The sequence below is a fragment of the Bacteroides sp. AF20-13LB genome (assembly GCF_003603065.1).
Classification (GTDB): Bacteria; Bacteroidota; Bacteroidia; order Bacteroidales; family Bacteroidaceae; genus Bacteroides; species Bacteroides uniformis.
Genome location: NZ_QTMH01000021.1, coordinates 19,502 through 35,382, shown reverse-complemented (window position 1 = coordinate 35,382; position 15,881 = coordinate 19,502). Strand labels below are relative to the sequence as shown.

Here is a 15,881-nt window from a genome sequence, read left to right as displayed (position 1 = left end):
GACTTTTTGTGACAAAGATAGTGTAAAGTATATTTTTACAAAATAAAAAAGAGGATTAATCGGAATTTTGTATTACTTTTGTTTGCATGAATTCTGTAGAAAAGTGACAAGATGTGTAAGTGTTTTATCCGGTTAGGTTGTTATACTATACACGTTAACCCTATAATGTTATGAATTTGATAAAATCTTGTTGTTTGTTTGTGGTCTTTTCATCCTTTCTGGCATGCACCTCGCAGGTGTCGGATGTGAAGAGTGTGTCTTATACAGAGTTTGTGAATCCCTTTATCGGTACAGATTTTACTGGAAACACCTATCCGGGTGCCCAGGCGCCGTTTGGCATGGTGCAGCTCAGTCCTGACAACGGACTGCCGGGCTGGGACCGTATTTCCGGATATTTTTATCCGGACAGTACCATTGCAGGCTTCAGCCATACCCATCTCTCCGGAACCGGCGCTGGTGACTTGTATGACATCTCTTTTATGCCGGTGACATTGCCTTATAAGGAGGCGGAAGCTCCGCTCGGCATTCACTCTTTGTTCTCTCATTCGGAAGAGTCGGCAAGCGCTGGATATTATCAGGTGCGTCTGAAAGATTATAATATAAATGTAGAGTTGACGGCCACCGAGCGTTGTGGCATTCAGCGGTATACTTTCCCAAAAGCCGATGCTGCCGTTTTCCTGAATTTGCGGAAAGCCATGAATTGGGATTTTACCAATGATTCTCACATAGAAGCCGTCGATTCGGTAACGGTGCAAGGTTACCGTTACTCTGACGGTTGGGCACGCGACCAGCGCCTCTACTTCCGTACACGTTTCTCCAAACCGTTTGCTGCGATGCAGCTCGATACAGCTGCCATAGAGAAAGAAGGCAAGCGGATAGGAACATCTGTCATTGCACGATTCGACTTTCAGACTAAGGAAGGAGAACAGATTCTTGTCAGTACTGCCATCTCCGGTGTAAGTATGGAAGGGGCGGCACGTAATCTAGCAGCAGAAGTACCTGATGATGATTTCGACAAATACCTGGCTGCTGTGCAGGATGATTGGAACGAACAATTGTCCCGGATAGAAATAAAATGCGATGACCGCGATGAGAAAGTCAAGTTCTATACAGCTTTATATCATTCGATGATTGCTCCTACCATTTACAGTGATGTGGACGGCGCCTATTACGGTCCCGACAAGCAAGTGCACCGGGTAGAGGGCTGGACAAATTACAGTACTTTCTCCTTGTGGGACACTTACCGTGCGGCTCATCCTCTCTATACTTTTATTGAGCCGGAACGGGTGAATGATATGGTGAAGTCCTTCCTCGCCTTCTTCGAACAGAACGGCCGCCTTCCCGTATGGAATTTTCAGGGGGGCGAGACAGATATGATGATAGGTTACCACTCTGTGCCGGTTATTGTAGATGCCTATCTGAAAGGTATTGGGGACTTCGATGCGAAAAAGGCCTTGGAGGCTTGTGTAGCTACTGCCAATATCGATTCCTATCGTGGCATTGGGTTATATAAGAAATATGGCTATGTTCCTTATAATGTGACAGATCAGTATAATTCGGAAAACTGGTCACTTTCTAAAACACTGGAATATGCATATGATGACTATTGTATAGCCCGTATGGCAGAGAAGCTGGGCGATAAGGAGGTTGCGGACGAGTTTTATAAGCGTTCCCGTAATTACCGGAATGTCTACAATCCGGTAAGTTCTTTCATGCAGCCCCGTGATGACAAGGGAGAGTTTATCCGGAACTTCTCGCCGGACGACTATACTCCGCACATCTGCGAGAGCAACGGCTGGCAATACTTCTGGTCTGTGCAGCAGGATATTGACGGTTTGATAGTTTTGACCGGAGGTAAGGAACGGTTTGCCCAGAAGCTGGACAGTATGTTTACTTACAATCCTTCTGCAGATGATGAGTTGCCTATTTTCAGCACCGGGATGATTGGCCAGTATGCGCATGGAAATGAGCCTAGCCATCACGTCATCTATCTGTTCAATGCTGTGGATCAACCTTGGAAAACCCAGAAATATGCAGCCCGGGTGATGCGTGAACTCTACCTGAACACTCCTGCCGGTTTGTGCGGCAACGAGGATTGCGGACAGATGTCCGCCTGGTATGTGTTCAGTGCGATGGGCTTTTATCCGGTAGACCCGGTTGGTGGAAAATATGAAATCGGTACCCCCCTATATCCGAAAATGAAGATGCACCTGCCCGGTGGAAAGACCTTTACGGTACTGGCGCCGGCGGTGAGCAAGGAAAATTGCTACATTCAATCTGTCAAACTCAACGGTAAGAACTATGACAAAAGTTATATTACGCATGAACAGATAATGGATGGAAGTGTTTTCGAATTTGAAATGGGGGATAAGCCAGGTCAGGCATGGTACAGTCCCCGATAACCGGCTAACATATGAATGAACATTTCGACTTGACATATAAATCCCTTTTCCGCAGGTATTATACCAACCTGCTGTTCTATGCCACACGCATTGTGGGGGAAGAAGATGCGGAAGATGTGGTACAGGATGTTTTCGTGGAGCTGTGGAAGCGGAAAGATACCATGAAGGTGGGAGAGCAGATTCAGGCTTTTCTGTATAGGGCGGTGTATACCCGTGCCTTGAACGTTCTGAAGCATCGGGACATTGTGAGTGGCTATGAGGCTGTCATGCTCGAAATCCATAAAAAGAGGGTTGAGTTCTATCAACCTGACAGCAATGATGTGGTGAAACGGATAGAGGATGCCGAACTCAGGAGGAAGCTGTCCGATGCCATCAATGAATTGCCGGACAAGTGCCGGATGGTATTCAAACTCAGCTATCTGCATGATATGAAGAATAAGGAGATAGCTGATACAATGGGAGTGTCATTGCGTACGGTGGAGGCCCACATGTACAAAGCTTTGAAGTTGCTGCGTGATAAACTGGGGTATCTGAACCTGATGTTGGCTCTGTTTTTCATCGGGAAAGTAAGTGTTTTTGCGAGCAGCGTTGTTTTATTATCATAATGAAGGAAAGAATGAATAAGTTGAATGAGGAGATATTGGCCAAGTTCCTTATGGGTGAATGTACGGAAGATGAACTTCGTGAGGTGAACGCCTGGCTGGAAGAGTCGGGTGAGAATGCACGCGAATTGTTCAGGCTGGAGGAGATTTACCACTTGGGGAGACTGGGGGATACTTCGAATACACAAGACATAGAAAAGGCCGAAAAGCGATTGTTTAAAAGGCTGGAACAAGAGAAGACGAAACAATACAAGGTACGGAGGATGGTTGGGTGGATACGGTATGCGGCCGTATTTGTGGGCTTCTTCCTTTTGGGTACTTTCGGCTATCTTTTTTATCAGACTTATAGCCAGCCGGAAACATTACTGGCTGTCACCACTCATGATAAGATTAAGGAACTGAAACTGCCGGATGGAACCAAAGTCTGGCTGAATAAAAACACTACCCTGAAATATCCACATGAGTTTGCAGGGAAGGGAAGAAAGGTTTATCTGGAAGGAGAAGGATATTTTGAGGTGATGAGGAATCCGGAAAAACCGTTTGTCGTACAGAGTGAGGTCATGCAGGTCAGAGTATTGGGAACTGTTTTCAACCTCAAGTCTGACAAGGCTAAGATGTCTGCAGTAGCTACCCTTTTGAAAGGCGAAGTAGAGGTGAAAGGTAATCATGGCGAGGGTATGATTATCCTTGCCCCCGGACAGAAAGCCGAGCTGAACGGAATGACTAGGCGTCTGGTGGTGAAGCAGGTGGATACGGGAATCGAAAACTGGCACAATAATGAGTTTGTCTTTGAGAAGGCTGACCTATACACCATTGCGCGTACATTGGAGAATTCGTATGGGGTGAGGGTAATTCTGGCACCGAACATAGATGTAAGCAAGACTTACTCGGGTACACTGAAGAAAAAAGAGAGTGTAGGGGCTGTGCTGAATCTGATAAAGAATGCCATTCCATTGGAGTATAAAATTGTGGGGAACAGTGTTTTCCTCTCCTCAATGAAGTAGGAAGGCCGCACAAATTCGAGATATGACGAGAAGAATTTATTTAATACTAACAACTTTCTAATATTATGCGAAAATTAATCCTATTGTTTTTTTTTGTGAGCAGTGCTTTATGGCTGCATGCCAAAGACTTTACCCGGTATGTCAGTCCTCTTGTCGGCACGCAGTCTACTTTCGAGCTTTCCACCGGTAATACCTATCCTGCGATCGCACGTCCCTGGGGTATGAACTTCTGGACTCCTCAGACAGGTAAGATGGGTGACGGCTGGCAATACGTCTATACCGCGAACAAGATCCGTGGTTTCAAGCAGACACACCAGCCCAGTCCCTGGATTAACGACTACGGGCAGTTCTCCATTATGCCGGTGGTTGGCAAACCCGAGTTTGATGAAGAGAAGCGTGCAAGCTGGTTCTCCCACAAGGGCGAAGTAGCACTTCCTCATTATTATAAGGTATATCTTGCCGAACACGATGTGGTTACCGAGTTCACCCCTACCGACCGTGCCGTATTGTTCCGTTTCACTTTCCCTGAAAATGATCATTCATACATTGTTGTCGATGCCTTTGACAAGGGCTCTTATGTGAAGATACTTCCGGAACAGAATCGTATTATCGGTTATACTACCCGTAACAGCGGCGGTGTTCCCGAGAACTTCAAGAACTATTTCGTGATAGAGTTCGACAAGCCTTTTACTTATAAGGCGTCTGTAGCCGATGGCGTCTTGACCGAGAATAAGGTTGAGCAGGAAGCCGGACATGCCGGTGCTGTTATCGGTTTCAAAACCCGTAAGGGTGAAGTGGTACATGCCCGTGTAGCCTCTTCTTTCATCGGTTTTGAGCAGGCTGACCGTAACTTGAAGGAGCTTGGCAATGACAATTTGGAAACACTGGTTCAGAAAGGTCAGGATGCCTGGAACAAGGTGCTGGGCCGTATTGATGTGGAAGGCGGAACCCTTGACCAGTACCGTACTTTCTACTCATGTTTGTATCGTTCCTTGTTGTTCCCGCGTGCATTCTATGAACTGGATGAGGCGGGAAATCCGATTCATTACAGTCCCTACAATGGGCAAGTGTTGCCCGGCTATATGTATACGGATACCGGTTTCTGGGACACTTTCCGCTGTCTTTTCCCATTCCTCAACCTGATGTATCCGTCGGTGAACAGGCAGATTCAGGAAGGTCTTGTCAACACCTATAAGGAAAGCGGTTTCTTCCCCGAATGGGCAAGTCCGGGTCACCGTGGCTGTATGATTGGCAACAACTCTGCTTCCGTACTGGCAGATGCCTATCTGAAAGGTGTGAAGGTGGAGGATGTGCAGACGTTGTACGAAGGTCTCATCAACGGTACAAAGAATGTCCATCCCGAGGTCTCTTCTACGGGTCGCCTCGGCTATGAGTATTACAACAAGCTTGGTTATGTTCCCTACGATGTGAAAATCAACGAGAACACTGCCCGTACTTTGGAGTATGCTTATAATGACTGGTGCATCTACCGCATGGCAAAAGAACTGAACCGTCCGAAGAAGGAGCAGAAACTCTTTGCGGAACGTGCCATGAACTATAGGAATGTATTTGATAAGGAAAGCAAGCTGATGCGTGGTCGTAATCAAGACGGCCAGTTCCAGTCTCCTTTCTCTCCTTTGAAGTGGGGTGACGCCTTTACTGAAGGTAACAGCTGGCACTATTCCTGGTCTGTATTCCACGACCCTCAAGGTCTGATAGACCTGATGGGTGGAAAAGAGTCTTTCGTAGAGATGCTTGACTCTGTATTTATTGTCCCGCCCTTGTTCGATGACAGCTACTACGGCCAGGTAATCCATGAAATCCGTGAGATGACAGTGATGAATATGGGTAACTATGCCCATGGCAACCAGCCCATCCAGCACATGATTTACCTTTATAACTACGCCGGGGAACCTTGGAAGGCCCAATATTGGCTTCGTCAGGTAATGAACCGCATGTATACTGCCGGTCCCGACGGTTATTGCGGTGACGAGGACAACGGTCAGACTTCCGCGTGGTATGTCTTCTCTGCACTTGGTTTCTATCCGGTTTGCCCTGGTACGGACGAGTATGTATTGGGCGCCCCTCTGTTCCGTAAGGCTACCCTCCATTTCGAGAACGGTAAGTCCCTGACAATTGACGCTCCGGATAACTCACCGGAGAACATGTATATCGAGTCTCTCAAGGTGAACGGCGTGGATTATTCCAGGAATTATCTGACGCATGGCGATTTGCTGAATGGCGGTACCTTGAGGTTTGATATGGGCAGCCAGCCTAATATGAAGAGAGGTACGCAGCCGGAAGATTATCCTTATTCTTTCTCGAATGAACTGAAGAAGTAAAGAATAGTAATAATATAGTAAGAAAAGGGTTGCCTCGAAAATAAGTTGATATATCATTTTGTTATTTACTATCTGTATTATAGGTGTTTTTCTTGAATCAGGTGGAAATAATTATTTACTTCGTTAGTAATATTGAGCAAAATGATATATCAACTTGTTTTCGGGGTAACTCTTTTTTTTAGGATTAATGATAAAAAAGATACTTTTTCAGTAAGTGTATTTTCATTGTCTGTTGTTTTATATAGGAATGCGAGAGAATGAATCTCTCGAAGTAATTTATTGTATAACCTATAAATTGTGTTTATGAAAGACAATTATGCTTTTCGGAGTTCGACGTTCATGCGGGCTTTATTAGTTTTGTTGTTCATGGCAGTTTCTATCCAGTGGGGCTTTGCCCAGTTAAACCTGAATGTGTCTCGCGGTACATTGGGGACAGTCATTGAACAAATCAAGTCTCAATCCAAGTATCAATTTTTTTATGACGACAAGCTGGCTGCGCTGTCAGTAGAAAACGTTAAAGTGAACAATGTATCCATTGAAGATGCTTTGAATGTTATTCTCAAGGGGAAGAACATTTCGTATAAAGTGGAGGACAACATCGTTTATCTTTCAGAAAAGACCGCTACTTCACAAGAAGGTAAGCAACAGGGGAAAGAGCGGACTATTACCGGAGTCGTATCAGATGATATGGGGCCTCTGATTGGTGTGAACGTATTGGTAAAAGGTACCAGCAATGGTTGTATTACAGACCTGGACGGTAACTTTACGTTGACCACTACAGAAGCGAATCCGGTACTTGTATTCTCTTATATCGGTTATAAGTCGCAGGAAATTTCGGCGACCGGTTCAGCTTCCATTAATGTACTGATGCAGAATGACACGCAGATGATTGAAGAAGTGGTGGTCACTGCCCTCGGTATCAAGCGATCGGAAAAGGCATTGTCCTACAATGTACAGCAGGTGAATACGGATGCCATTACTTCCAATAAAGACGCCAACTTTGTAAATTCATTGAGTGGCAAGGTAGCGGGTGTGAATATCAATGCTTCTTCATCCGGTGTGGGTGGCGTATCAAAGGTAGTGATGCGTGGTACGAAATCCATCATGCAGTCTTCCAATGCACTTTATGTTATTGACGGTGTGCCTATTTTCTCCGGACGTGGTACTGCCGGAGGTAAGGAGTTCGACTCTCAGGGTTCTTCAGAACCGATTGCCGACATCAACCCGGAAGACATCGAGTCTATGTCAGTCTTGACCGGTGCTGCCGCTGCCGCCTTGTATGGTTCGGAAGCTGCCAACGGTGCCATTGTCATTACTACAAAGAAAGGTAAAGAAGGTAAGGTGAGCCTTACTGTCAGCAGCAATACCGAATTCACCAATCCGTTTGTGATGCCGAGCTTCCAAAACCGTTACGGTACGGGAACCGGTGGTGTGATGAGTACTTCAGGAGCCATGAGCTGGGGAGCACCTTTGTCTGCTGCCAATAATTACAATTACAGCCCGAAAGATGATTATTTCCAGACGGGTATTATAGGTACGGAAAGTATTTCTTTGTCAACCGGTACAGAGAAAAATCAGACGTATGCATCGGCTGCTGCAGTAAACTCCAAGGGGATTGTTCCCAACAACAAATACAACCGTTACAACTTCACGGTACGTAACACCACTACTTTCCTGGACGACAAGATGACTCTGGACTTCGGTGCAAGCTATATTCTGCAGAATGACCAGAACATGACGAACCAGGGTACTTACAACAACCCGTTGGTGGGTGCTTATTTGTTCCCGCGCAGCAACGACTGGTCTGATATCAGCATGTATGAGCGCTATGACGCTGCCCGTAAGATTTATACGCAATACTGGCCGGTAGGTGACGAAGGTATGGTAATGCAGAATCCTTATTGGATTAACTACCGCAATCTGCGCCAGAACAAGAAGGACCGCTATATGCTGAATGCCGGTTTGAGCTATAAGATTCTGGACTGGCTGACTGTTTCAGGACGTGTACGTTTGGATAACTCCAACAATGATTATACAGAAAAGTTCTATGCTTCTACCAATACACAGCTCACCGAGAGCTCTTCACGAGGTCTTTATGGTATTACCAAGATGCAGGACAAACAGTTGTATGCAGACTTCCTGGTGAGTATCAACAAATATTTCGGTGAAGATTGGTCACTCCAGGCCAACGTTGGTGGTTCATTCTCCGATATACGTTCGGATGCAATGAAAACACGTGGTCCGATTGCTGATGGTGGCGATGCCTTCAGCGGCGAACCGGTAGGTTTGACCAACTACTTTGCCATCCAGAACCTGAGTGCCAGCAAGACACAGCGTTTGCAGGAAGGATGGCGTGAACAGACCCAGTCTCTCTTCGCTTCGGCTGAGCTTGGTTACAAGAACACTTACTTCTTGACGCTGACCGGACGTAACGACTGGCCTTCACAGCTGGCAGGTCCCAACTCCAACAGCAAATCATTCTTCTATCCTTCAGTCGGTGGTTCTGTTGTACTGTCTGAGCTAATGCCTAACTTGAACAAAGATTATCTTTCTTTTATAAAGGTTCGTGGTTCATGGGCATCTGTTGGTAGTGCTTTCTCCAGATATTTGGCTAATCCTCACTATGAATGGAATTCAAGTTCCGGCCAGTGGAGTATCACGACCCAATATCCGTTGTACAATTTGAAACCTGAACGTACCAATTCTTGGGAAATCGGTTTGAACATGCGTTTCCTCAAGAACTTTGAATTGGACGTGACATATTACAATGCCAAGACTATGAACCAGACATTCAACCCGCAGTTGCCTGTCAGCGGTTGGTCGGCTATGTATATCCAGACTGGTGCCGTACGTAACTCCGGTATTGAGTTGTCGCTGAATTACAAGAATACCTGGAAAGATTTTACATGGGATACCGGTATAACCTTCTCCAGTAACAAGAATAAAATCCTGACTTTGGCAGACAATGCCATCAATCCCGTTACCGGTGAGCTGTTCTCTTTGAGCACGTTGAATATGGGTGGCTTAGGTGATGCCCGCTTCTTGCTGAAAGAAGGTGGGAGCATGGGTGACCTTTACTCACTGCGAGATATGAAACGTGATGCCAATGGACAGATTTTTGTGGACCAAAATGGAACGGTTGCTACGGAAGCCATAACGGACCCGGATAAATACATCAAGTTGGGAAGCGTACTTCCTAAAGGTAATTTGGCTTGGCGTAATAACTTCATTTGGAAGAATTTCACAGCAGGTTTCTTGATTTCAGCCCGTTTGGGTGGTGTGGTTTACTCACGTACACAAGCTATGTTGGACTATTACGGTGTGTCCGAGGCTTCTGCCGATGCACGTGATTTAGGTTACGTGTTGGTGAATGGTAGAGATAAGGTAAACCCCGAAACATGGTACGGTGTAGTAGGTAGCGGCACGTCTGTTCCCCAATACTACACTTATTCTGCTACCAATGTTCGTCTGCAGGAAGTATCTTTGGGTTACACCATCCCCAGAAAGTTGTTGAATGATGTGTGCGATATCAAGGTTTCGTTGGTAGGCCGCAACTTGTGGATGATTTACAGCAAGGCTCCTTTCGATCCCGAAAGTGTAGCTTCTACCGATAACTTTTATCAGGGAATAGACTATTTCATGATGCCGGCTTTGCGTAACATCGGCTTTAGCTTGAGCTTTAAATTTTAATACCAAACGATATGAAAAAGAAAAATATTATAAATAAATTGATTGTTGCTCCGTTGGTTATGGGCTTTATGTCCTGTACCGGCAATTATATGGATATCAACTCCAATCCTTATCAACCGGGTGATTTGACTCCGGATGATTATGCACTGGGTTCTGCCATGAGTAACTTGGCAAGTACGGTTATCTCATCAGATGTCAATACGGCACAGTTTACTGATTGTTTGTTGGGTGGACCGTTGGGAGGTTATTTTGCCGATTCAAATGCCGGCTGGTCCAATACAATATCCAATTTTAATGCTACAAATGACTGGACGCGTGTGTTCTTGATAAGTGACCGTATCATTTCAACACTTTACGGTAACTTGAGCACAGTGAAACAAGTATCGGAGAATACCAATAATCCGGTTCCTTATGCCATTGCTCAAATCATAAAGGTTGCTGCCATGAGTCGCGTGACTGATGCGTATGGTCCTATTCCTTATTCTAAAATCGGTCAGGATGGCAAGATTACCATTCCTTATGATACGCAGGAAGAAGTATATAACGCATTCTTCAAGGAACTGGACGAATCCATCGAGGTGCTGACTGAAAACAGAAATGCGGCGTTGGTTGCTTCTGCAGATTTCGTGTACAGTGGTAATGTACAGAAGTGGGTGAAGTTTGCCAATTCATTGAAACTGCGTTTGGCTATCCGTATTGCCAATGTAAGCCCTGCTAAGGCTAAAGAAATGGCTGAAAGTGCAGTGAATCACGAGTTGGGTCTGATTGAAACAAATGCAGACAATGCTACATGGAAGTATTTCGGTACAATTAGCAATCCGTTGTTTGTGGCAGTACGTTACAATGAAGAAGCTTCAGGTGGTGATACCCATCCTGCTGCCGACATCATCTGCTACATGAACGGTTACAACGACAATCGTCGTGCCAGCTATTTTGAGGAATCAAAATGGCCTGGAGAGACTTATGTAGGATTACGTCGCGGTATCAACCTCAGTAAGATGAAGGAGTATTTCATCAATTATTCACGTGTGAAGATTTCCTCTTCTGATCCCGTGCTTTGGATGAATGCGGCAGAAGTTGCTTTTTTGCGTGCTGAAGCCACTGCAATCTATGGTTTCAACATGAAAGGAACCGCTGCTGATTTTTATGAACAAGGTGTCCGTCTCTCTTTCGAACAGTGGGGAGCTACCGGTGTAGACAGCTATCTGGCTGATGAAAGCAGTGTACCTGCTCTTTACAAAGATCCCGCCGGTCTTAATACTTATGAAAAGAACCTTTCAGCCATTACTGTCAAGTGGAATGAAGGGGCATCCAAGGAAGAAAAACAGGAACGTATCATTACCCAGAAGTGGATTGCGAATTGGCCGTTAGGTAACGAAGCTTGGGCTGACTATCGCCGTACAGGCTATCCCAAACTGTTGCCTGCAACCAGTGAAGGTAACTTGAGTGGTGGAATTGTTGATAGCGAGAAAGGTGCACGCCGTATGCCTTATCCTTCTGAAGAATATACAAGTAATACTGAAAACGTGCAAGAGGCAGTAAACAGCTATCTGGGTGGACCGGACAACATGGCTACTGACGTATGGTGGGCACGCAAATAATAACAATAAATGCTGAATAATTATGAAATTATATAAGAAATCATTCAAAGGAATCGCGCTGGCAGCTTTTTCCGTATTGGCATTGTCTGCCTGCTCCGACTGGACGGATTCAGAGAGTATTAAACTGAAAGAACCCGGAATCGACGAACAGTCTCCCGAACTGTATGCCAAGTATCTGAAGAACTTGCAGGAATACAAGAATTCTGACCATAAGATTGTATACGGCTGGTTTGATAATAGTGAGAAAGTTCCTTTCAGCCGCGGGCAGCACATGTCGGATGTTCCCGACAGCCTGGACGTAATTATCGCAACTACTCCCGATTTGGCGGAATTCGAATTGGAAGATATTGCAAATGTACATGAGAAGGGAACGAAAGTATTCTATTCCATCAGCTATGACAATATCTTGAAGGAACATACCGACAAGGTGAAAGAAGGAACAGAAACATCTGCATTCTCGGCTTATCTGTCGGCTGAGCTGAACAGACTGATAGCTCTTGAAGCACCTTTCGACGGTATTGTAGCCGAGTATCGTGGTAGCAATCCTATCTACATGTCCGAAGCCGACAAGGCTGAAGCAAAGACAAATCAGGATACTTTCTTCGGTGTGATATCCAACTGGAAGAGTGCCAATTCAGGTAAGCAACTGGTGTTCCAGGGGTATCCTGCCAACCTGATAGGCCAGTCTGTGCTCTCTTCTTGTGACCATATCATCTTGATTACAAATGATGTCACGGATGTTGCCCAACTGGGGATAGAAGCGCTTCAGGCCTTGATGGCAGACGGTGTTCCGGCTGACCGCTTCATTGTATCGGCATCTACCGTCTCTCTGGATACAACAGATAAGACTACCGGATATTACAATGCTTTGAGAGCTCTGTCGGAAGCTGCTTATTGGGTGACAGAACCGTCTGCAGAGTTTACAAAAGCTGGTCTGGCTATTGAGAACATGCAGAATGATTATTACAATGCTACCAATACCTATCAATACGTGAGAGAAGCTATCAATATTATGAATCCTGCTCCTAAAAAATAAAAGAATATCATGAAACTGAAAAGTATATATTTAGTATCGATGGCATTATTGGCAGGTGTATTTGCTGCTTGTAATGATAATGACGTTGAGAATTTCGATAATCAGGTGTATATCAACGGCTCGGCGATGACCAGTACTGTGTTGTTGAAAAACACTGTTTCCGATACGGAAGGTTCATTCCGGATTTCAATGGCCCGTCCTGAATCGCAGGATATAACTATTGCCTTGAAGGCGGACCCTTCACTGGTAGCTACTTATAACGCTACCTATTATGACACAGCCGAGGCTCTGCCGGAAAACTATTATACGGTAGAAACTCCGCAGGCTACCATTTTGGCCGGTGCTGTCATTTCAGACGACATCACTGTCAGCTTCAAGAACTTGACGGAGCTGGACCGTGAGAAGGTATATGTATTGCCGGTTACGGTAGACCAGGCAAGCATCGGAGTCTTGAAGAGCTCCGGTACCATGTACTACGTGCTGAAGGGTGCCGCATTGATTAATACGGTTCCTGATATTACCAAGAATCTGGTTTACGTAACTTGGACCAATCCAGATGTAGCCAATAATATGAATAAGCTGACGGCAGAAGCGTTGATTCGTGTAAGCAAGTTTGACAAGATGCTGACTTCCATTATGGGTATCGAAGGTAAGTTCCTGCTCCGCATCGGTGATGCCGGAATTCCTCAAAACCAGTTGCAGGTGGCTACAAGTAGCGGCAATGTGACCGATGAGAGTCTGGTTATTCCGACAAACGAATGGACACATATCGCTGTGACCTACGATGCGGATGCAAAAACAGTTATAATCTACATCAATGGTAAGAATATGCTGGAGACTACTTTGGACTGCGGAGTCGTGAACTGGGGCCAGACCATGACCGATGAAGGTAACGGATTCTGGATTGGCCATTCATACAATCGTGACCGTTGGTTGGAAGGTAATATCTCAGAGGTGCGTATCTGGAACAAGGTGTTGACATCAGCAGAAATCAATGCAAAGGACCACTTCTACCAGGTAGAGCCGGATGCTGACGGACTGGTTTCTTACTGGAAGTTCGATGAGGGCGCCGGTACTGCCATTCACGATTATAGCGGAAATGAGAACAATGCTACTGCAGTGGAATCATTGACTTGGACTGCTGTGGAACTGCCCGCTAAATAATTTAGTTATACCTTAATTCAAATAAAAAGATATTGATTATGAAATATATGAATCATGTAAAATCAGGCTTGCTGGCAATGGCTTTTGCATGTGCAGGAATATGCTTCACCGGTTGTGAAGATGATGTTGTCATCAACACCGGCAACAGTGACAAGCTGGATACTGTGGATGGCGTGTATGGCTATGTAAAGTCTGCCGCCGGTGCACGTGAACTTACTCCGATTTCTGTTTTTGGCGACAAGGTTGCTACCGGACATCTCTATTTTGAACTGAGCAAAGCTGCAGAGCAGGATGTTACGGTGACCTTCAAAGTGGACGAAGACGTTTTGGAGGCTTACAATAAGAAGAATGGAACAAGCTATAAAATGTATCCCGCCGATAAGCTGAGCCTGGCGAACGGTGGAACTGCCACTATCAAGGCGGGCGAACAGAAGTCGGCTTCTGTGGAACTGAATATCAATGCCGGAGGCACAATCGGACAGACTTATGCTGTTGCCGTTTCTGCATCTGCCAATAACGGTGTGGAAGTTTCTACAAACAATCAGGAATATATTTACTTGGTAAAGCCTTTGGCTGCTATTCCTGAGAGTATCAGTAAGGGTGATATACTTACACATTGCTTTGTGGAAGTAAATGACGAGAACATCTTGAATATGGGTGAATATACCATGAAGAGCAACGGAAAGCCTTTCTTTGATGTAGTCAGCATTTTTGCTGCCAACATCAATGTGGATAGCAAGACCGGTCGCGTACATGTTTTCTGCAATGACCAGGTTTCCTTCTTGCTGAGAAATGCGGATAAGTTCATCCGTCCTTTGCAGGCTAAAGGCATTAAGGTGGTGATGACTATTCTTGGTAACCATGACGAGGCAGGTATGGGCAACCTTTCGGAAGCTGCTGCCAAAGACTTTGCTAAGGAACTGAAAGCCTACTTGGATATTTATGGTTTGGATGGCATTGACTTTGATGATGAGTACACCAGTTATAATAACTCCAATCCCAGTCCCGGCTTCGAAAAACGTTCACGTGCCAACTTCGCGCGCTTGGTTTACGAATGCCGCCAAGTGTTTGGCAAAAAGTTGATTGGTGTGTATGAATATGGTTCTCTCGACTCTCCCGACGGCGAGGTAGAAGGTGTGAAAGTAGGTGATATTGTGGATTATATGACCTACGGTTATTACCAGAATCAGAATCCTAATGGAGCCTTTGGCCGTGAAGAGTCTCATTTTGAGAACCTGCCCAAATCCAAGTATGCTCCGTTACCCTGGAAGATTAATGATGAGCTGAACGGAGGCTGGAGCGGATTTGACAAAAGCAAATTCCAAAAAGTGAAGGATGAAGGTTATGGTATTCAGATGTTCTACAACCCCAAACCACTGATGTATCAGTATTACGTGTTGCTTTCGGAAATAAGTGAGGTGCTCTTTGATGATGGAGTGGAATGGAGTGGCAAGTACTGGAGCCGTACCGGTGAAGCTTATCAGGGCAAAATGTTGGGTTATGAAGATTTGGTCGGCGAGTGGAAGGTAACTTCCAGCAATTCCCTCTTTACCTATGTGGATGAAGAAGGTAATCCTCGCTGGTGGGATTGGAAAGGCAGTCAGGAGTTTGAGAAGAATGTAATTATAGAGAAGGATGAAGAAGGTACCGGATATGTGGTTTACAACTGGGGTACTTTCCCCGAAATCACCGGTAAGTATCCGATGCATTGCGATTACTATAACGGTGCACTGCTCATCTATCCGCAAACCATTCATGAGGGCGATGCTGAAGACCCTGCTACCTACAAGATGCATTTCGGTACTTACAGCAAGAATTTCCAGTGGAAAGCATATCCTAACTATGATGATTACTATATGGATGGTGCTATTGCTCCTAACGGTGATATGCATATCTATGGCTTAGGCAACAGATGGGCTATCAATCCCTATAAGTATGTAGGCGGTGAGATTGAGACCGACATCTTCCCCGATGTTCCTTACTTCGTGAGTGAGAACTATACGATGAAGAAGGTACGCTGATGCCGTGTTTTCCGTAAAC

The 15,881-nt window shown here is 45.4% G+C and carries 9 protein-coding genes; all 9 read left to right on the top strand.

Annotation, left to right across the window (positions count from 1 at the left end):
* The first annotated feature begins 170 nt into the window (after positions 1-170).
* The 9 genes from DWX62_RS20075 (at position 171) to DWX62_RS20035 (ending at position 15,862) form a co-directional block, all read left to right on the top strand.
* Positions 171-2,402, top strand: a complete 2,232-nt coding sequence (locus DWX62_RS20075; protein ID WP_120173118.1) for a GH92 family glycosyl hydrolase — start codon at positions 171-173, stop codon at positions 2,400-2,402.
* An 11-nt stretch (positions 2,403-2,413) separates the two neighbouring features.
* A complete protein-coding gene (locus DWX62_RS20070) occupies positions 2,414-3,007 on the top strand; it encodes an RNA polymerase sigma-70 factor (RefSeq protein WP_005828885.1) in 594 nt (197 codons plus the stop codon).
* An 11-nt stretch (positions 3,008-3,018) separates the two neighbouring features.
* Positions 3,019-4,008, top strand: coding sequence for a FecR domain-containing protein (locus tag DWX62_RS20065; RefSeq protein ID WP_005835480.1), 990 nt, complete (start codon positions 3,019-3,021; stop codon positions 4,006-4,008).
* Positions 4,009-4,073: 65 nt separating this feature from the next.
* Positions 4,074-6,350 (top strand): GH92 family glycosyl hydrolase, encoded by a 2,277-nt coding sequence (locus tag DWX62_RS20060; protein ID WP_005828880.1) that lies wholly within the window; start codon positions 4,074-4,076, stop codon positions 6,348-6,350.
* A 303-nt stretch (positions 6,351-6,653) separates the two neighbouring features.
* Positions 6,654-10,040 (top strand): TonB-dependent receptor, encoded by a 3,387-nt coding sequence (locus DWX62_RS20055; protein ID WP_005828878.1) that lies wholly within the window; start codon positions 6,654-6,656, stop codon positions 10,038-10,040.
* A gap of 11 nt (positions 10,041-10,051) precedes the next feature.
* Entirely contained in the window at positions 10,052-11,641 is a 1,590-nt protein-coding gene (locus DWX62_RS20050; RefSeq protein WP_005828876.1) for a RagB/SusD family nutrient uptake outer membrane protein, read from the top strand.
* A 22-nt stretch (positions 11,642-11,663) separates the two neighbouring features.
* Positions 11,664-12,677, top strand: a complete 1,014-nt coding sequence (locus tag DWX62_RS20045; protein WP_120173117.1) for a glycoside hydrolase family 18 — start codon at positions 11,664-11,666, stop codon at positions 12,675-12,677.
* A gap of 9 nt (positions 12,678-12,686) precedes the next feature.
* Complete coding sequence (locus DWX62_RS20040; RefSeq protein ID WP_005828870.1) at positions 12,687-13,841, top strand: DUF1735 and LamG domain-containing protein; 1,155 nt, start codon at positions 12,687-12,689, stop codon at positions 13,839-13,841.
* A 38-nt stretch (positions 13,842-13,879) separates the two neighbouring features.
* Complete coding sequence (locus DWX62_RS20035) at positions 13,880-15,862, top strand: DUF1735 domain-containing protein (RefSeq protein ID WP_120173116.1); 1,983 nt, start codon at positions 13,880-13,882, stop codon at positions 15,860-15,862.
* The last annotated feature ends 19 nt before the right edge of the window (positions 15,863-15,881 follow it).